This is a genomic window from Thermofilum uzonense, assembly GCF_000993805.1.
Taxonomy (GTDB): Archaea; Thermoproteota; Thermoprotei; order Thermofilales; family Thermofilaceae; genus Thermofilum; species Thermofilum uzonense.
This window is the reverse complement of the sequence record NZ_CP009961.1, coordinates 1291654-1312513: the sequence shown is the minus strand read 5'-3', so window position 1 is coordinate 1312513 and position 20860 is coordinate 1291654. Positions and strand designations below refer to the sequence as shown.

Genomic DNA, 20860 nt, shown 5'->3' with positions numbered 1-20860 from the left:
ACCTAAATACTTATTTTGTTCCACTTGTCTGGTGACGGGTTTGGAGCAAAAGCAACTGCGCTACTTCCGTCAGATCCTGGGATTGATCACGATCGTGGTTCTGGTTATTAGCGCCTACTATTCATATAAGGTGTTCGCTTATATAATGAACTGGGAAACCGGCTCCTCTCAGACCTACAGCGAGTACATGCGCTACCTGATCTACATGCTTTTCCTTCTCACCTCGGCTTTCATATTCTATGAGACATTTAGGAGAAGGGAAAATCGTGCTCAGTGAAAACTTAGTAGTTGAATGGATCACCTCAACTCTAGGCATAACATGGGGGGACGCTACAGTCATACAGATTAACAGTCATAAGAGAATAGCAGTAAACGTTGATGCCTTCGACGGGGAATTACACTGGCCCTCATTCTTAGACGCGTACTCGGCAGGACTACGGGCGTATCGTGGCTCGACCAGTGATATAATTGTGCGCGGAGCAAAACCCCTTGCCGTTCTCGTAGCTTTACGCGTTCCGCGCAACTTCCCCTTTGAGACACTAAAGGACTTCGTAAAGGGTATTTCAGATGCTGCACAGGAGTTTGATGCGGTCTACTTGGGGGGAGACACGGACATCGTTGAAACAGACTCTTTTAGAGCTGAAGTGGTCAGCATCGGAGCTCTTCATGGCGAACCTCTTACAAGAGGAGGTGCCAGACCCGGAGATCTCGTAGTGGCAGTTGGCGATTTCGGGGTTTCAAGTCTACTCTACGATGCTATTCAGGGTAATACTCCACCTTTACCGCTTAGAGAAGTTATAAGGACGTGGCTCAAGCCTAAATGGCCTCCTGTAAACAAATGGCTGGAAAACACCGCTTATGTTACCGCATCCATTGATAACAGTGATGGTCTCGCACTCTCACTCCATTATCTTTCAGAGAATTCAAACGTGCGAATTGAATTAGATGAGATACCTATTTATCCTCCTCTACTCGAGCACTATACGGAGAAGGAGGCACTGGAGCGAGCTCTCTACTTGAGCGGCGAAGAATACAACTTTATCTTTACAATTCACCCTAAGCACGAAGCATTACTGGATGAGCTCAACGCCAGAATACTCGGCCGAGTCACGACGGGAAGTGGCGTCTTTCTGAAAGGATACGGCCCAATACAGAAATCGGGATGGATCAGTGGGCTCGGATACGCCCGAGGCTCAAGATGACGCTTGCCGTTATTATTGACGGTTATACCGACGAGCCGGCAGGTTTAGGCGTGCCTCCATATATCGACGTTTATCCGCGTTACATCGCAGGCGCTATTTGGCATGCGGATAAATCTGCCCAAATACACTACTTTACGATAGATACCTACAGACTACACGAGGAGGAGATTTCCAAGCTTATCTCACGAGCCGATCTCCTAATCGTGATTGGTGGTGTTGTTGTTCCGGGACGATATCTTGGCGGAAAGCCTATCACGTCCCGCGAGGTAATTACTCTTCCAAAAAAGTATGAAAAACCTATCAAAGTTCTCGCGGGTCCGATAGCGCGCTTTGGTACAGGCGAGAAAGGGGGAGAGAGAGCGGTTACCCCCAGACAACTGGAAGATGCATACGACGTTGTAATTAGAGGAGATCCCGCCCTGGTTGTACACGACCTAGTGTCTACGAAGAGCCTAGAGAAGGTGAACCCATTTCGAATAGCTGGAAATTACAATCTAATCAACGTTTTCGCTACTATTGGTGCCCGAATAGTTACACAGCACCCAAACCATGGTTTCAACTTAACAGCAGAAATAGAGACTTTCAGAGGCTGTTCCCGATGGCTTACTGGTGGCTGCTCCTTTTGTATTGAACCGCGTTTTGGAAGAGTTATTGTGCGTGACCAGGAGGATATAGCTCGTGAGATCTCTCTACTATATGAACTAGGCGTAAGGTCTTTCAGGCTGGGCAGACAGAGTGACTTTCTCGCATACAAGGCTAATGGGATGAACGAGGTGGAGTATCCGGAGCCCAATCCTGTGGAGCTGAGGAAACTCTTCCAAATGATAAGGGCAGCTGCACCAAGCCTTGAAACACTACACATCGACAATGTTAACCCTATGACTATCGCCTTACACGAAGAAAAATCACGAGAGGCCTTAAAGATTATAGTAAAGTATCACACACCAGGCGATGTTGCTGCTTTTGGTCTAGAAAGTGCGGACCCCCGTGTCGCCCGCGAAAACAATCTGGGAAATGATCCTGAAAGCGTTATTAGGGCTATCGAGGTTGTAAACGAGGTTGGAGCTAGGAGGGGGTGGAACGGTTTGCCGGAGATGCTACCAGGCCTAAATTTCGTGCTTGGCTTGAAAGGTGAAACACGTGAAACATTTGTGCTTAATAAGGCTTTTTTGGAGGAATTGTTAGAAAGGAATCTACTTGTTAGAAGGATTAACTTACGAGAAGTCCTCCCCCTGCCTGGCACGCCGATGTGGGAGGTGGGCAATAGCATCGCAAGAAGACATACAAAGTATATTACAGGCTTTAAGAGGTGGGTCCGCGAGGTTTTCGATGAGAAAATGATCGAGAGAGTATTTCCTCGCGGCCTGATCATCAGACGCTGTTATGTTGAAGCCCTGGTAGATGGAAGATATGCTGCTCGCCCAACAGGGAGTTATCCCCCTACAGTCTTCCTTGACGATGCTCGTGTCGGTAGCAGGATTGACTGTATAGTTTACGGCCACAAGGCTAGAAGTCTACTAGGGGTAAAATTTCCCTTGGATATAAGCGAAAAAACATTTCTCCGGGTTTTCGGAAGTCGTGGAAAGGAGTATTACGAGAAGGTGAGAAGTGAACGAGTTAGCGACCTCCCATCGTGTGTTCTCAAATACCTGGGCGTCATGACTGGGAGAATATCCTCTGTATCTGCATTAGCTCATGACCAGTCGTCTCTGAACCGGCAAGAGCACCCTTAGTGTTTGCGACTAGTCCCGATCTGAGAAACATTCTGCCCTTGTTGATTGTTAAGAGCCCGCCTTGAACCTTAAAGATCTTCTCAAGTCTCTTCAATTCATCGTCCGAGACGAAGGGAGGGAGTGCCAGGCCCCTATTGGTGACTACTGCGAGCGAGCCAACAAAGGGGCTTCCACCGAGATCCGCTACAACGCATTCGACTCCCAGAGTATCAGAGATCAACTTTGAGGCGTTTTTAGGTAGTAGAGGACTAACCAGGCAAGCATTGTCGTTGGCGAGTACTAGATTCCCGAGTCCGGTTTCTTTTACTCCCTCGAGCACAGTCACGTTGAGCTTTAGGTTGTTTTTTATGATTTCAAGCTCTGAATCTAGGACGTTGCGTGGCAAAACTATCCCAGAGTTATTACCACATGCTAGGGACCCGATTAGCCTAGACCCAGCCACTGAGACTTTTAAAATCTCTACTTCTAATGCTTCCCTAACCTTAGCTTCAAGCTTCTCAGGGATGTCGGGTGGTACTAGAGCGTACTTATCATTGGCGAAGATGAATATACCAACCTGGGGGGTTCCGTAAATCTCGACGAGCTCAACTGAAAACATACAAGTGCACTAATCCTTTTTTTCTCCTGAGTGCAGATCCACCAAGGCTTCCACTGCTTCACCCTCCTCGACGTTTATTTTAACGGTAACTTTAACCTTCCTAGGCGGCTTCTCGATGCTTCTTGACCAGATATACTCGTTCAGTAAACCTCCTATCTTGACTCCACCCGTGAGGTGAAAATGCCTTGAAACCCATTCCCTGACTATACGGATTGCAACTTTCGCCCTCTTCTTCCTGGGAGCGCGGCGCGCGTCACGTAATGGTATAACAATGTCAAAGACATTTTCTCCCTCCTGGAGCTTAGGCATGCTTAATCACCTTATCCTTAGAGTTGCATTCTGCTTCTGCGCCAGTTTCTTCTCGGCTTTCTACGAACCTCGCCAAGAGTCTTTGAGATAACCCATATAGGAATTTGATGGTTTTCTCTGACAGCCGCAATGAGCCTTATTTTCTTACCGAAGGGTTTGTTGCGAGCCATTTATGCAAGCCACCCCTCCACCAAACGGGGCAGATTATAAAAAATTTTTCTCGGAGTTATGTTAACTAAAGCTGAACTTAACTTTGAACTCTTTCCTTGATGACGAGAACCTCGCCAAGATCTCTTTCAGAGTGTCATCGTCTATGGGAACTCTTATAGACCCGGTAGAGGCGAGTTGTATGAGCTGGATCTCGAGTGCCTCGACGAGTTCGGGTTTCACAAGTTTTAGATTCGACAACCTGGCGCGTGCCTCTGGAGTCAGTATCTTCCTTAGTATTTCCTGGCGCCTTGCCTCCTCGGCGGCCCGCTGGGCCTCAGCTCTCTGAGCCTCCTGAGCCTGTCTCTGATACTCTAAGAGTTTTCTCCGCTTTATCTCTTCAAGCTCCTCAGGACTATCCTCATAACTCATAGTATCACCACTAACACTAGCTTACAAAGCTAAAATCCTTATCGCTGGCGACGATGCTCCCTCAAGGTTAGGGGAGGATTTCTAGCCCTCTGGATGGACCTTCAATCCTGCTCCTGTACTCCTCGAGCGTCCCGAGCCTCGCATTCATGTTGTCGAGTACCTTCCTTTGGTCTAGCAACCGGCCTGCGCCATTAGGGGCCGGCTCCCGGTTACTCCTCCTAGGGGTTATTCTCTGGCCTGGTGGCCGTATCTTGTCTTTCTTCTCGGTGAGTGGTGTGACGCCTTGGTGTGTCGGGATGTAGGTCTCGATCTTGCTTGGTGTTGGCGGAGTGTATCCCGCCTTCCTGGCGATGTTCAAGCATGCGTTTATGTCCGCGTTGATCTCGAGGCCGCACCGGGGGCACTTGTAGAGGCCTTGGAGGCTTACAGCCGGGCGTTGTCCCTTGCCGGTGGCCTCAACCTACACCCGGGGGAGTCCAGGGCTATGCAGGCCTGGCAGGTTGACCACGCGGGGAGGGCGTACCACGCCCTAAGCGAGGCAGTCGAGGAGGTAAACATTCGACGCACACGCATCACCCCCTCTAATGATCTACGCTGACATCCTCCCAGACTACAGGAAGACGCTCAACGATATTGACGCTATGCTCAGGGAGCTAGAAGAACTCAAAAGCAGGATTGAAGTCCTTCTCGGGCTAGAAATCTTTCCTAGCTTTTAAGAAGCATTACCTTTTTAGTTAACAACAACAGGTTAAATAGATATAGTATTGATTTTCGATTTTCTATTATATACCCTCTATATTGGCATGCCTCTTCTTCATGTCTTCCTCTGCGATGCCTAGGAGATTCATAAGTGCATATACTACGCCGTCAAAGAATATCATAACGGTATCTTCGAATAGTGTCCCTAGAGGGGCTAACGGCTCGTAGAGACCCATGACTTGTCTTGCAAAGTAGTCTGTCTCTGTAGCGACCTTTGTTCTTCCAGGGATTTTTACGATAAAATCACTCATCTTGCCCAAGGGCGAGTCTTCGAATGAGGTAACTGCTACTACAGTAGCCTTAGCCCTCTTTGCGGCCGATGCTACAGAGAGAACTATCTGTGTACTCCCGGAGCCTGAAACAGCTATTAAAACATCGTTTTCGTGAACAGAGGGGGTAATTGTCTCCCCAACCACATAAACGTCAAATCCGAGATGCATTAACCTCATAGCGAAGGCCTTCGCGACAAGCCCGCTACGCCCTGCGCCGAGTACGAGTATCTTGTTTTTATTTGCGAGGGCGGAGGTGAGTATCTTTAGGAAACGCGTCGTGGTTTCATTGTCTATTTGTTGAGATGCTTTAATTATGAACTCAGCTATGCTATTCATGGCTTTCTTTACGTCCTCTGCCACACAGTGATAATGGTACTTATAGAAAAAGCTTTTTCGTATAACAGGTTACTCAATCTTGATCCTTGTATCCTCCTTAATGACTCTCAACACGTACATGGTTTTCGTATTTTCAACACCATCAATGTTTCCAATCTCGTCGATAAGCTTTGCAAGCTCCTCCTTGTTTTTAACTCTAACCTTCAGGATGGTGGAGTATTCTCCCGTAACGTCAAATATTTCGTAGACCTCAGGCATTTTCTCAAGTTGTTTCAATACTTGACTGTACTTTTGAGGTATAGCTACAACAGCTATTATCGCGGTTACTCTCTTACCCACCTTTTCAGGATCCACGACAGCCTGGAATCTCTTAATTATGCCAGCATTAACCAGCTTTCGGATCCGTAGATGAACTGTAGCCTCAGATATTCCAAGCTGGCTTGCAATCTGGGAATAAGGCGTTTTAGCGTTGTCCTGCATAATCTCTAGGATTTTTTTGTCAATGTGGTCGATTTTTCCCTCAGCAATCTGCTCACTCATAATTTTCACCAATATACTAGCGAATCACTGGTTAAAAAAATTTTAGCTAACATCGTAATCTATCGTTACGGTAGCCTAACGTCAAATTGAATCATTATACTAGTTGCAAAACATTTTTCTGGTAATTCCCTGTTTTGGAAAGCGGGGCCCGTGGCGTAGCCAGGAAGCGTGGCGGCCACGCTCTACTAGCGCCGCACTCCGGTGAGAATTGCTTGGAGATAGCCGTAGGTCCCGGGTTCAAATCCCGGCGGGCCCGCTTCGAGACGAGTTCTACTTCTCGAGAAGCTCTAACATTTGTAATAATCTGAGTATCTCGTTGATTATACCTTTCGCCTCGCCTAATCTTTCAGGTCTAAGTCTTATAGTGTAGAGTACTCTTTCTTCTTTCCAGTCAGAGGATAAGGACACTTCACGGGTACTGTAATCATCGACACTGAGGGCTTCATGAAACTCTCTTGATCCGGGAAGCTCAATTTTTATAGAAATTTCCCTTATCAAGACTTTCAACCCTACTATATTTTTTCGAGTAATTTATCCAATATTTTTTCATCGATAAGTGCTCCTCCAGCTGCTGGATGGCCACCACCCATGAATCCAAGTTCTCGAGACAGTTTTTGTAAAATATTTCCTAGGTCTATAGATTCATCAATCCTTCTAAAGGAGATCTTGTACTTTTCCCCGGTTGTCGGTGCAGCTATTCCAATAATTTTAATATGCGACGCCTTGAATTTCTGAGAAAAATCATTTGCAATAATTGAGCTCAAGGGACCCGTAAGTTTTGGGAGATTTTCATCGAGAAAATAGATTACACACTGTTTACCATGTCGTGCTATTTCTTCACCTTTCTCGAAGATCCTGGATAGCTGCTTAGCAAGAAGTCTCCTATATTCCTTTATGCTTTCCTCGACCCTAACTATGTATTTCCCCCTGAAGCCAAGGTTGAGCGCCATGGCTGTTCCATAGTGGTCAAGCCGGCCTAGCGCGTTTAGAACAAAAGCATATTCTCGAAGATCTTTTAATGGGCTAGCGTCAGGCTCTGGAACAAGATAATAGTTATATCCAAAGATTTTTTCGGCTTCCTTTACGTTTACGCCGTTACTAATCATGTATTTTATAAGCTCAGAAGCCAAGAGTTTTATCTCTTCCTGGGATAGAGAAGACGCTAATCGCGCGCTGTCGCCACTTCGAGGCTGGATACCTATCGACTCAAGAAACTTTATACATGCTGAGGGATTCCCGCTTAACCCCGGTATAAATGGATCCAGGGTGGAAGCTATGGCTTCAACTATGGTTTTCTTCTTGATGCCGAAAAGCCTGAGTGAAACAAACTCCTCTATTACTCCTAGCTTTTTTCCCTTCTCGACAATTTCCTTGTTTAAACCTGTAAGTGAGAATTTCTCACCAACATCGAGCCTGTCCCCCAAAGCCCCTGCAACGGCCACCGGGAGGAGACTAACTGAGTCTCCCAACACCCGCGATACAATACTGTAAGACAGGGAGGATGAACTTGTTTGAGTTGAGGCATCAACACCTACTAGGTAAGGATTTATCTCGATTAGGCCTTCCCAGCCATCACTTTTTGCAGGGACGTGGTGGTCAACTATTAATACTTGCTTGTTACTCGCGAACGTTTTTATAAAGTCTTTGTATCCGCTCCCAAGGTCGAGGAAAATAACGTGTTTGTAGTTAGAGAAGGGGAGCTCCTCTAGAGTATCAGGATATGTTTGTTCCACAAAGACTAGCTGGAAGGGGACATCGAGTCTTGTAAGCATCCACGAAAGGATGGATGCTGAGGACAGGCCGTCGGCATCATAATGTGAGACAACGAGCACAGGGCTTTTTTCTCGTTTTATACCTTCAAAGAAGGGCAAAGCATGCGAGAGAAGGTCCTGTATACCAGCCATCATAAAGCTTCCTTAATGAATCGGGCAGATCTAACCCTAAAACCTTTACGTGTACAGGGCCATTTTTTCTGGCTCGTACTTCCAGTCGGGAGGTAACACTCCTTCACGTTTATAGTACTTGGACAATCTGTGGATTTTACTCTCAGTTAGTTGCAGGCCCCTCTTTGAATGATAATCCTTTGGGTGTTCCTCTAGGTGTCTTCTTATTCGCAATGCTCTCTTTATGAGGTTCATCAGATCTTCAGGTATCTCAGGTGTAAACCCTCTTTCTCTCAAAATTTTCAAAATACTCTTACCGGTTACAGCTTTAACCAATGGGATACCATACTGGTCGCGGAGAATAAGTCCAATCATCGAAGGGGGGTAGCCTTTCCTGTAAAGGGAAACTACAAGTTCTTCGACTTCTTCTTTACGCATTGTAACCCATTCCGGCTTCTTCAACTCATGCGGTCTCTTTGAGCCCGAGCGGCCTTTTTCCTTCGATTTTCGCATGAAGACCCCTGGTTAATTGATTTCCAGTATTTAAAAACTTTCGTTGCGCAGGATTCTAGACGGCTAACCTGTGAAAAGATAATAAGGAAAGTAAAGAAGAATTATTTTGAGGTGACAAGGGCCTCGGCCTTCTTCTTCTCGGGTGGAATCCAGTAGCCTTCGTAGTTTTCAATTCCTACACCACGGACAATCTCTAGGACAGTCATCTTTTTAGCCCGTAACCGGTCCCTTAGCATGTCAAGCCCCTTCCAGGGATCGGTATGCTCTCCACATGTGAAAACGTCTATCGCTGCGTAGCCATACTCAGGCCAGGTATGAATTGATATGTGAGATTCAGCTACCAATACATATCCGCTAACTCCATGAGGCTTGAACCGGTAGAAGTCATAGCTCACTACAGTGCTGTTTGAAGCAACTGCAGCGTCTATGAGGGCAGAGCGAACAATGTCTACACTGTCAAGTACCGTAGGGTCGCACTCGAACATTTCTACTATGAGGTGGCGTCCTACGCCTCCTCCTCTCACCCCACGAGTTTTGCCAGCCATTTTTCTACATTAAGGTGTAATGAACTTCAAATTTAAATAATTCCCCCTTTCTTCTCAATGAGAAAATAGTATTTTGTTAGCCAATCAACTGATCCAGGACGGTATTCCTTACTGTTTTCTTGGATAATTTTCGTAATAATTTCAACAATTTCACCTATAGTTTTTCCCGTAGTGTCTACTTCATATAATCTATCTCTTTGAATCCTCTTCACAGCTTTAATAAGCACGTAATCTAGAATTTCTGCCTCCAGGTTTTCTTCAATCTTTTCATAAACATACCCCCTCTCTTTTAGCCGGTCACGTAGTACAAGAGGGTCTAGCCTTAGCACAATAGCTTTAGAAATTTTTTTAGGAGGTACAGCCTCTACAAGGTGAGTGTCCAAGATCTCCTTACACGTCAGAATCTGCTCAAGATAACGGCGTGTTTTTTTCAAATCCACGATATAAGAGTCTGTACGCGCATCGTATTGAGTATAGAGTCCTTTATCTTTAACGATGTCTCCGAGGTTAAGATATTTTAAGCCAAGCTTCGAGGCGAGTTGGTGTGCAACAGTTGTTTTACCCACTCCAGGGGTGCCCGTGATTAGTATTGACATCTGTTTCCCGTTCTATAACCTTGGCATCATACCCGCTGTTATCTGCGGAGCTATTATCATTGAGACAAGGTTTGCCAACATGAGTAAAAACGCGTGCAGGAAGCCGGCTGAAACTCTCTCAGAACCAATCTTACCCGCTGCTAAACCCATCATGTAACTGTTAATTATAACTGGTGGGAGGAATGTACTAGTCAACTGCTCGGTGGAGATGCTTTGCCCGGCAAACTTAAGCATAGAGCCCATGAAACTAACCAGGATCAAAACGACGATTGTTATGATGAGGGCACCCACGTAGGGCATCAGCATTAAAGGCCTCAGAGCAGCCTTCTTCTCCTTCTCTACCTGTTCAAGTGTCTCGGCGTAACTCGCGAGGGCCTCCAGTGTCTGTGGCGTCCCACCCCCCACCTCGATACTCTCAACGAGGAGGAACATGGAGATTAACGCGAACCAGTTTTTCATACCACGTGAAAATCTTTGAAAGATCTTGCCGAGGGATACACCCCATCCAACCTGTGTAGCCATTTCTTGAAGATATGGAGTGAATCGACCGTAGTCTCGATCTTTGAGGTTCGTGATGCATTTTTCGGGAGCCATGCCTGTCTTCCTCACCTCTACGAGGTCTCTCAAGAACCGGGTTAAGCCGTACTGTATGCCCCCGAACTTTAGGGTAGAATAGTTTTCGGCTATCATGGGTGGAATCAGGCCTATGCTTGTGGAGATAATCATGCCGACGCCGCTCTCATATCCACGCTGCATTCCCAGGGCCTTTGTAATTGACTCTACAAGTGTGACAAACGGATAGAATACCGTGCGCAGTGCTGTGGAGAGTGGTGGAGGCACGAGGAAGGGTAGTGTTGTTGCAATGAAAAGAAATATTGTTAGTGGAAGCCCTAGTGCGAAGTATATTATGTATGGGGTGCTATCGTAGACGGGGTACTTTGGTTGCATAAGGTCAGCCAAGTAAATGAAGAGCCCTGAAAGCATGGGCATCACTATGTAAGATACTATCACGAACTGGAACGCACCCTGCTGGAGCCCGAGACCCGCCTGTGCTAGAGCCATGTTCACGACGTAAAGCACATATAAAGTCATCGATGTGAGCAAAACAATTGCCATGTATGATTCCATCAGTGCACCTATTCTCTCTCCAACGGTCTTTACTTGTGATACTCGTTCACGTAGCATGACTTCCGTCTGTCTCTGGAGATAGTGTACAACGTCCCCTCCAGCTCTCAACGTTGCTGCATAGCCTAGCATGAGCTGCTTGTAGCCATTGTGAGGGACTCTTTTGGCGCTCTCCTCTATGGCGGAAAGCGGATCCATACCAATAGCCTTTACGCTTATGAAGAAGCGTGTAGCCTCCTTCCTGATTTCCTGGAACAATACCTTGGGTGCCTTTGCGAGGCGTTCAAAGCTTGTATAGGGAGAGATTCCACCAGTAGCCATAACTGTTATGTATACGGATAGGTAGGGTATCTCCAGGTCAAACCTAGATACACGGGACGACACTTTTAACCTAGGATAGAAAAGAGCAAGAATAAACGTCAAAGATGCCAGAATTATCGGAGCGAGAATTGAAAGGGAGACTATCTGTAAGAGCCCCGCGCCTAGACGACTCATTATCATGACGAGAGGAGCGTCGAAGGCAAAGCCCAGTGCAAGGGCTATCAGAGACAACATGACAACCCTCGCAGCATACGCAGGTGGATATACCTTCATGTCGGCTGAGGCTATGTCGTCCTTGAGCGGTGGGTAAAGCCGTATAATTGCCTCGCCGGCCCAGCCGAACAAGCTGTAAGCAATACCATCAAGAGAGGACATGCCTTTCGTAAACAAAGCTAGGAGTTTTGACAAATTAATTTTTTGCCGTGAGTCAACACAAATGCTACCCTGCGCCACTAGGGGCGGGCTCCCGGGGTTGCTCTTCTTGAGGGTTATGTTTCTCGCCTGGTGGTTGTATCTTTTTCTTCTTGGTGAGGTCTATGATGCCTTGGCATATTGGGGTGTAGGCTTCGATTCTCGTCTGTGTGGGCGGGCTGTATCCTGTTTTGTGGGCGATGTCCAAGCATTCGTTGATGTCTGCGTTTACCTCGAGGCCTCAGTCTTGCACATGCTTCGCTACGCTGACGTCCTCCCAGACCACAGGAAGGCAATCGACAGCATCGATGCAATGCTTAGGGGGCTCGGGGGGTACGGGGGGCATGCTTGAAGGCCTCCTCGAGGAATGGGAAGCGGGGAAGACATATTGGGGATATTGAAAGTAAAACAGGGCCGAGAATGGCGCCGGGGCCGGGATTTGAACCCGGGTTCCCTTTCGGGAAACGGATTAGCAATCCGTCGCCTTGGGCCGCTCGGCCACCCCGGCCTACTAGAGTAAGGGTTATGGGTTTTTATTATTTACGGGTTTAGGTCAACGGGGATATGACAGGGGTCTTACCGAACATTCCAAGGTCTATTTCTTCTCCCTCTTGATTCGGTGCTAGGATGATCCTCATACCTATAGTTTTTTTCTTGAGAAGATGTATCTCCCACAGATCTCTTAAAATGCCTTCTAACACGGTGTTTTCTGTTGAGTCTGGGATAACTACCATGTCTAGCCCGGCTACACAGTATGAGGCATAGTTTATCAAGTGGCTAAGTCTCAGCTGTCCTAAGCGTGCAAGTTCTTTAAGTCTGTTATCTTCTGCCAATGGGAGCATTAATTCGTTAAAGCCTGTACTTCTCAGGCTCCGACTCAAGTCTTCTAGATCCCTGTTAATTCTTCTTATAGCGGCTATCGTTCCTGGGAGAGTGAACATGACGCCAGATATGCGTTCAACAAGGCTAGCAACGCTGCGCTCCATCCATGGGCTCAAGGAGAAGTCTGTTCCGATAAAGTTTGGCCAGCTTGAAGCCGCGTTAGCCTGGAGATTCTCTAACAAGCGCTTGAGCTCAGGTAGTCTGCTCTGAGCATAGGCCTCAACGTAGAGCAGGCTCAGTGTTACGCCTTCTTTAATTGTTCGAGTTGCCGGGAAATACGGTGTCTGCAACAGGGGGCCAAAGCTCACGGCGTAGCGGGTAGCCTGTAGATGAGATTTCTCCGTTATTCTTCTAAGTGTTTCAACGATCTTTCCCTCATCCTCAGGCTTGTATTCTGTGGAGATAAAGAGCCTAGGATAATTTTCTAAGAGTTCAGAAGTTTTCTCGGGGTCTGTTTTCAGAATCGGGAGGCCTACGTAGTTTATACCGTTTGCCTCAGCTTCCTCATAAAGACCTATGGCTAACCTAGCACTCTCATATGTGTGTATCGGCGCGGCCACTATTCTCTTGCTCACCACCTTGAGACTAGTGGTTCTCGTGAAGTTGTCTAATCCTTCAAGGAACCGGGATATGGAATTGCTAAGCTTTTTACGATCCTCAATGGTTTCATTATTTACGTGTAATACAGCTGCCCTAATGTCTATCGAATCGGTCATAGCTTCTCAGCTTCCTGCAAGTAATCTAATAAACTGTCAACGTCTTTGAAAAGCTTTGTTGTATAATACTCAAAGAAGGGGCTAGCCTCTTCAAAGGGGAATATTGCGTACACTTCCTTGTTATGTGTATATCCGTACTTTATCTCGCTTAGAACACCAGGTGAAAGCATCCTGGTAGGGTAGAATACGACAATAATGTCGCTTTGGTTTATCAGCTGGTAATCACGCACCACGATCTGATCCTTGATGTCTCCCACCGCACTCATAATCTCGTGGATGTTTATCTCTCCTCTCTTTCCGTCCACCTCAACTTCAACCTTGTCCTTTCCCTTAGACGCGGCATCGTGCGCCATGTCAATCAATATCGAGTCCTCGATAGATATAGGGTCGAAGACGACTATCCCGGCATCCTTCAGCTTCTGCTTAGTCTCGTCTTTAGCCTTCATTACCTCAGGGCTACCCTTCACGTGAGTGATTGGATAGCTGAGGTAAGCTTTAGGCATAGGCTTCTCGCCTGCCCTTTTTGCTCTCTCAACTTTGAATAGAATTCGTTCCAGCATGTGTGGATCTTCGCGGCGCGGGAAGAGGTAGAATGGCTTCTTCTGGTATTCTGCAAGCATCCTTGTGATGAAGGCTTCCTCGTCCCTCCATATAAGGATCTCCTTTAACGTCAGTCTGTCGCGCCAAGCCTTGTCGTGTTGTAGGTTCACGTAGATGTTGTGAACGTTGTCCAGGACGTTTATATAGACGTCCGGGTTAAGGGTGTTTACATAGTGGAAATTAAAGGCGCTTATGAGATGTTTTTTCCAACGAAAACATACATGAGTGCTGATTGCTCCCACATCTCTTTGAGTCCTTATTAACTCTGCTTCCCGCAGGACATCTTCAAAGGTTGCAGCCCTGAGATAGTCAAGGGCTAGAGGGTCCATGTCGAGGATCTTCCCGTCAGGGATTGAAATCCCGAGGTCGTCTGACTTCTTGTACATTCTCGACCCTATGTCTATAATCCTAAAGGAGGGGTTGATTGCTTGGATTTCTCTTAAGAGGGGTAATCGACCAGCACCACTAACACCTGTGACGAAGGCTATGAGGGACTCCATTTTTTACTCGAAACTACTTTTCATAACTCGATAAAAAACTAACTATTATAAGCTTTGAAAGACTATTTCAGCCCAAGTTTCTTTACAAGAGCCTCGCCCTCGCTCGTCAGCCTGTAGCCCACGGTGGGTCTGCCCTCAACATATATAAGGGTTGGAATAACCAGACGCTTTCCACTCAGATCGCCCACGGCTTTCACGAACTGCTCACGTGAAAGTGCTGTTAGCGAGAAGACAGAGGCATGGTCACCCTCACCGCCCAGCACGGCAAGGGCTTTAAGGACGGCCGTCCCCTCAGGCGGTAAGGATGGAACGGGTTCTGCTATTGGCGTGCTATTATTCTCCTCTGGTATTTTCACCGTTGTTGATGTCTGTGCGGCAACTTGGGCGGCGGGCTGGATAGCAGGCTTGGCTACGACGGGTCGGGCCTGTGGAATGACTTCAACCACGGCCTTCGGCGTTATCTTTAAGGGTTGTGGGAGCGCGTTGGCCTCCTTCAGCTCGGCGTAGGCCGTCGCATAAACCTCATCCGGATACATATAGTACCTGTTGATCACTGTGAAGACGTCTTTAGTCTCCTTGATGCCTTTCATCTGCATCCACTTCAGCACCACTCTTCTACGCTCTATCTCCTTGTACATATCCTCGGGGGTTTTTCCAGTCCTTTCCGCGATGTGTTTTATATGATAGCTTTCAGAGATAACCCTATGAGTATCCTTTACCGGGTCCCATCTGACAACCTCTCTATATTTTTCGAAGTCTTCAACTTCCCAAACATGCTTTACCCTACGCGCAAACCCGCCTGAAGGAAGAACTGTTCTCTCAGATAACAGAGCTATGTTGAGAGAGGGGATATAAGCGGGTGAGACGTTCATAGGGGGGCTTGTGAGCCTCTTAACAGCACGATCAAGGGAGTCAGCGTGCATTGTCGACATTCCTCCGTGGCCCGTACTCATGGCCTGGAAGAGTACGAAAGCCTCCTCACCCCTAACCTCTCCGACTATAATGTAATCAGGACGATACCTCAAGGACACCTTAACGAGATCGTAGAGGGTTATCTGTCCAACCTTGCTCTCACCTAGACCATAGCTCTCCCTGCTGACCAGTTGAACCCAGTTCTCGTGCGGAAGGTTTAGTTCAGGCGTCTCCTCTATAGTTACTATCTTGAAGCCCGGCTTAAAGAAGTTCGCAATGGCGTTCAAAAGCGTGGTTTTGCCTGCGGCGGTAGCACCTATCACCATCGCCGTCATCCTGTTCTCAATCATCAGCCAGAGGTATGCAGCGGTCCAGTCATCAAGGTTCCCACCTTCTACCATCTCGACTATTGAGAGTGGCTTCTCACGGAACTTGCGTATAGTAAAGGTGCTACCCCTTGGAGAAACCTCTTCACCGTAAGTCGCCGCGAGTCGGTGTCTCCCAGGAAGCATCGCGTCGACTATCGGGAAAGCTGCAGAGATATGCTTACCTGACATGTGAGCGAGCTTGACGATAAACTCCCTCAGATAATCACGGCTCCTAAATACGATGTTTGTCGGTATACTCTCATATTCCCTGTGCCATACGTGTATAGCCCTGTCGACACCATCACAGCTGATGTCCTCGAGCCTGTAGTCTCGCATCAAGACCTCGATTGGTCCATAGCCGACAAGGTCACGCTCAATATAATATATCACCTTCCCCCAGCTCTCCTCCCCGATTCCACGAAGAGACCCCTTATATTTCTCAGCGAGACGTCTAGCCTCATCTATCACGTGTTGCCTCAAATCAACGTCAAAAGAGGCTGGCGGCTCAAGCTCCACGCTCAAAATATCGATGAGCTTGTCCACCGCCTTCCTCTCCTCCTCCGTAAGCTGAACCTCCTCCACAAAATACGCCCTCTGATTGCCAGCCTCAGGTATCTCAACTATCTTGACCTTAGCGTAGGGCTCCACAACCCAGTACTCTGTGACGACTTTGTAGTCCTCTCGAACCGGTAGATGAACTACTGTCTCCTCAGGCTTCTCCTCCTTCTTCCCCTTACCCGTGGCTTTCTTTGGCTTTCTCTTGGGCATTAGATTACGATAGATAATCCCCTAAAAGTCATATTTAATATTTTACGTTCCGCTCCACGTTCAAAAGAACATTTACTTATTCCTAACTTTCTCTTATCTGTAGCTTGACTAATCCCCTTTTTATTAATCGTCATAATACTGCAGTGTGTATCGTTGCTCGCATTCAAGTATCGGGTCAAAAAACTTTAAAAATAACTTATTATTTAATATGTGAGGGCGTGCCCTGAAATTCCACCCCCCGCTACCAGCAGCGGGGTGGGGAAGCCAGGTATCCCGCGGGGCTCATAACCCCGAGGTCGGTGGTTCAAAAGGGCACGCCTAGAATTCTATCTATCCATAACGGTGAAGCCCTCTCCCCACGCCCCCTTTCGGGAGCCTTTCGGTCATAGAGGGCATCCCATATATCTCCAACGTAATTATTTAATTTTGTGTCCACGAAACATAGTACAGGCCGAGACGCCTTCTTTTGCACAGGTCGAGTAAAGGTATAACTAACCTCAACACCCTCAAACATATATCCTTATTCTAGCCTAATATATTAATACAAGATCTTAAGGATGAAAAGTTTTAAACCACGCAGGGCTTTTAACCCTGACAAACATGAGCGGTAAGAATACCAGACTCATTCTCTGGTTTGAAGAGCTTACAAAAGAGGATGTGCCAATAGTTGGTGGCAAAAACGCCAACCTCGGCGAGATGATAAGAGCAGGCATCCCAGTCCCCCCCGGCTTTGCTGTAACAGCCTATGCCTATAAAAGGTTCATAGAGGAGAAAGGGATTAAGGACAAGATATACGAGATTATTCGTAAACACGTACCTCAAGGTGCAGCCAAGCCTGAAGACTACATGGAGGCATCCCAGGAGATTAGGAAGCTCATTGAGAGCACTCCAATGCCTAAAGACATCGAAGAAGAAATAAGGAAAGCCTACCGCGAGCTTAGCAAACGCGTCGGCAAGACAGAGGAATTCGTTGCCGTACGTAGCAGCGCCACCGCTGAAGACCTCCCTGACGCAAGCTTCGCTGGACAGCAGGAAACATATCTTAACGTCAAAGGCGAAGACGATGTCGTCGAAAAAGTCAGGAAGTGCTGGTCGAGCCTTTTCACTCCCAGAGCAATATTTTACAGGGAATCTAAGGGATTCGAGCACGAGAGAGTCCTCATCAGCGTTGCGGTGCAAAAGATGGTCAACTCTAGGTCTGCAGGAGTAATGTTCACACTCCATCCAGTAACTGGAGACAGAAACAAGATAGTCATTGAGGGACACTGGGGACTCGGCGAGTCGGTTGTAAGCGGTAAAGTAACCCCCGACGAGTGGGTAGTAGACAAGAAGTCCATGCAGATAGTCGAGAGGAATATCGTAGAGAAGAGGGTGGAGCTTGTGCGAGACCCCAAGACAGGCAAAAACATTGAGCGCGAAATAGAACCCGAGAGGCGGAATGCTCCCTCTCTCACAGATGAGGAAGTGCTGAGACTAGCGGAGCTAGCAGTAAAGATAGAGCAGCACTACGGGAGGCCAATGGACATCGAGTGGGCGGTTGACAGAGACCTCAAGTTCCCCGAAAGCGTCTTCATTGTCCAGGCCAGACCCGAGACGGTATGGAGCACCAGACAGCAAACGGGTGCCGAGACAACCTCAGTTAAAAGCGTCACGGAAGCCAAACCAGTTGTTAAGGGTCTTGCAGCCAGCCCTGGAGTAGCTTTCGGCAAGGCCAAGATCTGTCTCACACTTGAAGACGCCAAAACCAAGATGCAGCCCGGCGACATCCTCGTCACAAAGATGACCGATCCCGACTGGGTCCCGTATATGAAGATTGCGGCGGCCATCGTTACCGATGAGGGTGGAATGACGGCGCATGCCGCCATTGTTAGCAGGGAGCTGGGTATTCCGGCGATAGTGGGCACGAGAGAGGCGACTAAGGTAATGGTTGACGGGAAAGAGTACACTGTTGACGCGAAGACCGGGGTGGTCTATGAGGGGCGTGTCGAGGAGCTCCTCGGGAAGAAGGAGGAGAAGGCGGCTGCCGCTGCTGCCGCTCCGATCGAGATCATCTACAAGCCTATCACGGGAACAAAGATATACATGAATCTCGGTGTTCCTGAGAAGATTAAGGAATATAAGAACCTACCCTTCGATGGCATCGGCCTGATGCGCGTCGAGTTCATAATGGCGAGCTATGTGGGCGAGCACCCGCTATACCTCCTTGAAAGCGGGAGAGGCGACGTCCTCGTTAACAAGATGGCTGAGGGCATAGCTCTGGTAGCCCGTGAAATCTATCCGCGACCAGTAGTCGTTAGATTCAGTGACTTCAAGACCAACGAGTACAGGCAGCTTAAGGGAGGAGAGAAATACGAGCCACAGGAAGACAACCCTATGCTCGGCTGGCGTGGTGTAAGCAGGTACATCAGTCCGCAATACGAGAAGGCCTTCAGGCTTGAGGTGCGCGCCATCAAGAAGGTTAGAGAGGAGATGGGCCTCGGCAACGTATGGGTGATGGCGCCCTTCGTGAGGACGCTCTGGGAGGCAGAGAGGTTTGTAAAGCTCTTGGCAGAGGAGGGGCTTGAGAGTAATAGGGACTTCAAGGTATGGGCTATGGCCGAAGTTCCAAGCATAATCTTCCTCGCCGAGGAGTTCTCAAGGTACTTTGACGGCTTCAGCATCGGCAGCAACGACCTCACCCAATTGACGCTGGGTACGGACAGGGACTCCGCCATCTTGCCCAAGATAGATCCTAGATACTTTGACGAGAGGGATCCCGCGGTGAGGACTGCAATAGCGATGCTTATCGAGAAGGCTCACAAAAGTCCATATGGGTACAGGACCGTGTCCATATGCGGTCAGGCCCCCAGCGTTTATCCGGAATTTAGCGAGTTCCTGGTTAGACATGGTATAGACAGTATAAGCGTTAACCCCGACGTCGTGATGCAGACGAGGGAGCTTGTGGCCCAGATAGAGCACAGGATACTATTGGAGAAGACACTGGGAATCGAGAGAGTCGAAGAGGATCTTGGCTGGCCTGTAAGACGCGAGAAGCCGAAGCTTCCAAGGTTTGCAAGAAGAGTGGACGAGCTAGAATAACTTCTTCTTCAACTCTTCAATTTTTTCACTGAATCTTTTCCTTACACAGTCTTTGTCTAGTTTCTCGTGTAGTGTTTCCTCTAAAACTCCTAGTATCTTTTCGATGGAGTTGATTACAATGTTGCTTGGGGGTTGGCCAAACATTGTTTCTTTGACCACGGGTCCTATAACCCAGGCCTCGCCATTGAATGTACCCGAGGCATATGCCAGCGCGACAATATGTGCAGGTGTGACATCATGCGCACCTGTTTCACGGCTAATGAGTAGGGATAACTCCTCTCGGGATAGTTTCCTGGGATCTATCCTAACTCTTACTACTTCTCCCTCAGGGCCATATGACGGGTCAAATACATCTAAGAATATCACCGATCGAGACCCCTCTATGTATGAGGCAGATGTGAAGGCATCTGTCTCGGCGTTGATGCTGTTAGCTCCGCACTCCGCGAGCGACTCGGCAAGTAGAGGGCCTAGTGCGTCATCACCATAGAGTAAGTTGCCTACACCGACTATTAGGTATTTTTTCTCGGCTTTCATTGACAGTGTTCCCTGTGTATAGCCTCGATCACGGATGTGAGCTTGTCTGAGCAGTAGGATGGGTCCCCGCTACCCGGATCACACTCGACGACTTCTAGCTCGAGGCCAGGAGTGAATACGCGGAGGCCAGAGAGGAGGTCGTCAATGTCTAGGGATCCTTCTAGCGTAGCTCTGAGCGCGTCGGTTGCCTTTTCTTGAGGCTCAGGGGCCAGCTGAACAGTATAAGTGTAGAGGCCTGGCTGGCGTCCGCGCCTTTTGAGGGTTATTATCTTTGTCTTGGTTGGATTGTATTTATCTATGAGGTATTTTACCGTGAGGCTGTCTGTCGAGAAATCTTCAAACACTACGTGGCTGCACTCAGGAAGGGTTTGGGCATGCTCGAAGGCTTTGTAGACGACTTCCCCTTCTTCCCCGTAATAAGAGAGGAATCCTATCAGTATCTTTATCTGTGTTTTTTCAAGCTTCTCGAGGATCTCGGCATGGCCGCTCTCAACGAGGGTTCTCTTCATCTCGTCTATGTTTTCCTCGCGCGGCTTGAAGCTTGTGATGCGGTTGTATAGAGGTTTTGTTGCATCGGTGGCTTTGACATCGGGGATTAGCGACTTGGTTCCCTGCTCGAGTGCCTTGTAAGTCTTCATTAATGCTACTATAAATTTGACTAGCTCGTCTTGTTGACTCAAGGAGTTTAACCCCTGCTATAAATCTGATGAATCTTCTATGATAAAGCTTATGTTTTGATAATTATAAATATATTTATATTTTAATATGTAAGAAATAGTA

The 20860-nt window shown here is 47.8% G+C and carries 23 protein-coding genes and 2 tRNA genes; 7 read left to right on the top strand and 18 right to left on the bottom strand.

Going from position 1 to position 20860, the window contains the following annotated elements:
- Positions 1-40: 40 nt before the first annotated feature.
- The 3 genes from MA03_RS06770 to MA03_RS06760 are packed head-to-tail and all read left to right on the top strand — an operon-like array spanning position 41 to position 2935.
- On the top strand, positions 41-277 hold the full coding sequence (locus tag MA03_RS06770) for a hypothetical protein (RefSeq protein ID WP_191118501.1): 237 nt from the start codon (positions 41-43) through the stop codon (positions 275-277).
- On the top strand, positions 267-1202 hold the full coding sequence (locus MA03_RS06765) for a thiamine-phosphate kinase (RefSeq protein ID WP_052884529.1): 936 nt from the start codon (positions 267-269) through the stop codon (positions 1200-1202). The genes MA03_RS06770 and MA03_RS06765 overlap by 11 nt, the downstream gene beginning before the upstream one ends.
- Entirely contained in the window at positions 1199-2935 is a 1737-nt protein-coding gene (locus MA03_RS06760) for a radical SAM protein (protein WP_052884936.1), read from the top strand. The genes MA03_RS06765 and MA03_RS06760 overlap by 4 nt, the downstream gene beginning before the upstream one ends.
- Here MA03_RS06760 and MA03_RS06755 read toward each other — a convergent pair.
- The 4 genes from MA03_RS06755 to MA03_RS06745 form a co-directional block, all read right to left on the bottom strand.
- Positions 2859-3533 (bottom strand): translation initiation factor IF-6, encoded by a 675-nt coding sequence (locus MA03_RS06755; protein ID WP_052884528.1) that lies wholly within the window; start codon positions 3531-3533, stop codon positions 2859-2861. The two genes, MA03_RS06760 and MA03_RS06755, sit on opposite strands and share 77 nt — an antisense overlap.
- Before the next feature lie 9 nt (positions 3534-3542).
- A complete protein-coding gene (locus tag MA03_RS06750; RefSeq protein WP_052884527.1) occupies positions 3543-3842 on the bottom strand; it encodes a 50S ribosomal protein L31e in 300 nt (99 codons plus the stop codon).
- Between the two features lie 17 nt (positions 3843-3859).
- Positions 3860-4012 carry a 50S ribosomal protein L39e gene (locus tag MA03_RS08770; RefSeq protein WP_191118500.1) on the bottom strand — a complete coding sequence of 51 codons (153 nt, stop codon included), beginning with the start codon at positions 4010-4012 and terminating at the stop codon, positions 3860-3862.
- A gap of 61 nt (positions 4013-4073) precedes the next feature.
- Positions 4074-4421: a DNA-binding protein gene (locus tag MA03_RS06745; RefSeq protein WP_052884526.1), complete on the bottom strand. Its 348-nt coding sequence runs from the start codon at positions 4419-4421 to the stop codon at positions 4074-4076.
- A 584-nt stretch (positions 4422-5005) separates the two neighbouring features.
- On the opposite strand from MA03_RS06745, the gene MA03_RS09020 reads away from it, so the two are divergent.
- Entirely contained in the window at positions 5006-5137 is a 132-nt protein-coding gene (locus MA03_RS09020; protein WP_257719661.1) for a hypothetical protein, read from the top strand.
- A gap of 66 nt (positions 5138-5203) precedes the next feature.
- Here MA03_RS09020 and hxlB read toward each other — a convergent pair whose 3' ends face one another.
- Together hxlB and MA03_RS06730 are read right to left on the bottom strand one after the other, a co-directional pair.
- Positions 5204-5812 (bottom strand): 6-phospho-3-hexuloisomerase, encoded by a 609-nt coding sequence (gene hxlB, locus MA03_RS06735; protein WP_236944858.1) that lies wholly within the window; start codon positions 5810-5812, stop codon positions 5204-5206.
- Between the two features lie 45 nt (positions 5813-5857).
- Positions 5858-6328: an Lrp/AsnC family transcriptional regulator gene (locus tag MA03_RS06730; protein WP_052884934.1), complete on the bottom strand. Its 471-nt coding sequence runs from the start codon at positions 6326-6328 to the stop codon at positions 5858-5860.
- Between the two features lie 144 nt (positions 6329-6472).
- Between MA03_RS06730 and MA03_RS06725 the strand changes: the two genes are divergently transcribed.
- A tRNA-Arg gene (locus MA03_RS06725) sits at positions 6473-6584 on the top strand.
- 14 nt (positions 6585-6598) lie between these two features.
- Here MA03_RS06725 and MA03_RS06720 read toward each other — a convergent pair.
- From MA03_RS06720 to MA03_RS06695, 6 genes are all read right to left on the bottom strand, one after another.
- Positions 6599-6826, bottom strand: coding sequence for a hypothetical protein (locus tag MA03_RS06720; RefSeq protein WP_191118499.1), 228 nt, complete (start codon positions 6824-6826; stop codon positions 6599-6601).
- Positions 6827-6840: 14 nt separating this feature from the next.
- Positions 6841-8232: a DHH family phosphoesterase gene (locus MA03_RS06715; protein ID WP_052884523.1), complete on the bottom strand. Its 1392-nt coding sequence runs from the start codon at positions 8230-8232 to the stop codon at positions 6841-6843.
- Positions 8233-8277: 45 nt separating this feature from the next.
- A complete protein-coding gene (locus MA03_RS06710) occupies positions 8278-8724 on the bottom strand; it encodes a 30S ribosomal protein S15 (RefSeq protein WP_052884522.1) in 447 nt (148 codons plus the stop codon).
- 101 nt (positions 8725-8825) lie between these two features.
- Entirely contained in the window at positions 8826-9269 is a 444-nt protein-coding gene (gene speD / locus MA03_RS06705; RefSeq protein WP_052884521.1) for an adenosylmethionine decarboxylase, read from the bottom strand.
- A gap of 32 nt (positions 9270-9301) precedes the next feature.
- Positions 9302-9865, bottom strand: coding sequence for an adenylate kinase family protein (locus MA03_RS06700; protein ID WP_052884520.1), 564 nt, complete (start codon positions 9863-9865; stop codon positions 9302-9304).
- Positions 9866-9877: 12 nt separating this feature from the next.
- Complete coding sequence (locus MA03_RS06695; RefSeq protein WP_052884519.1) at positions 9878-11686, bottom strand: type II secretion system F family protein; 1809 nt, start codon at positions 11684-11686, stop codon at positions 9878-9880.
- 61 nt (positions 11687-11747) lie between these two features.
- Between MA03_RS06695 and MA03_RS06690 the strand changes: the two genes are divergently transcribed.
- Positions 11748-12074 (top strand): hypothetical protein, encoded by a 327-nt coding sequence (locus MA03_RS06690; RefSeq protein WP_191118498.1) that lies wholly within the window; start codon positions 11748-11750, stop codon positions 12072-12074.
- 69 nt (positions 12075-12143) lie between these two features.
- Here the strand turns inward: MA03_RS06690 and MA03_RS06685 are convergent.
- The 4 genes from MA03_RS06685 to MA03_RS06670 all read right to left on the bottom strand — a co-directional run bounded on the left by MA03_RS06685 (position 12144) and on the right by MA03_RS06670 (position 16468).
- A tRNA-Ser gene (locus MA03_RS06685) sits at positions 12144-12230 on the bottom strand.
- A gap of 40 nt (positions 12231-12270) precedes the next feature.
- Positions 12271-13320, bottom strand: coding sequence for a DUF711 family protein (locus MA03_RS06680; protein WP_052884517.1), 1050 nt, complete (start codon positions 13318-13320; stop codon positions 12271-12273).
- Positions 13317-14420, bottom strand: coding sequence for a hypothetical protein (locus MA03_RS06675; protein WP_052884516.1), 1104 nt, complete (start codon positions 14418-14420; stop codon positions 13317-13319). The genes MA03_RS06680 and MA03_RS06675 overlap by 4 nt, the downstream gene beginning before the upstream one ends.
- Positions 14421-14482: 62 nt before the next feature.
- Positions 14483-16468: a type II/IV secretion system ATPase subunit gene (locus MA03_RS06670; protein ID WP_052884515.1), complete on the bottom strand. Its 1986-nt coding sequence runs from the start codon at positions 16466-16468 to the stop codon at positions 14483-14485.
- A gap of 600 nt (positions 16469-17068) precedes the next feature.
- Here MA03_RS06670 and ppsA point away from each other — a divergent pair.
- Positions 17069-19546 (top strand): phosphoenolpyruvate synthase, encoded by a 2478-nt coding sequence (ppsA, locus tag MA03_RS06660; protein ID WP_052884514.1) that lies wholly within the window; start codon positions 17069-17071, stop codon positions 19544-19546.
- On the opposite strand, the gene MA03_RS06655 is transcribed toward ppsA, so the two are convergent.
- Positions 19538-20080, bottom strand: coding sequence for a hydrogenase maturation protease (locus tag MA03_RS06655; protein ID WP_052884513.1), 543 nt, complete (start codon positions 20078-20080; stop codon positions 19538-19540). The genes ppsA and MA03_RS06655 overlap by 9 nt on opposite strands.
- Positions 20077-20760 (bottom strand): hypothetical protein, encoded by a 684-nt coding sequence (locus tag MA03_RS06650; protein WP_052884512.1) that lies wholly within the window; start codon positions 20758-20760, stop codon positions 20077-20079. Before MA03_RS06650 ends, MA03_RS06655 begins: the two co-directional genes overlap by 4 nt.
- Between the last annotated feature and the right edge of the window lie 100 nt (positions 20761-20860).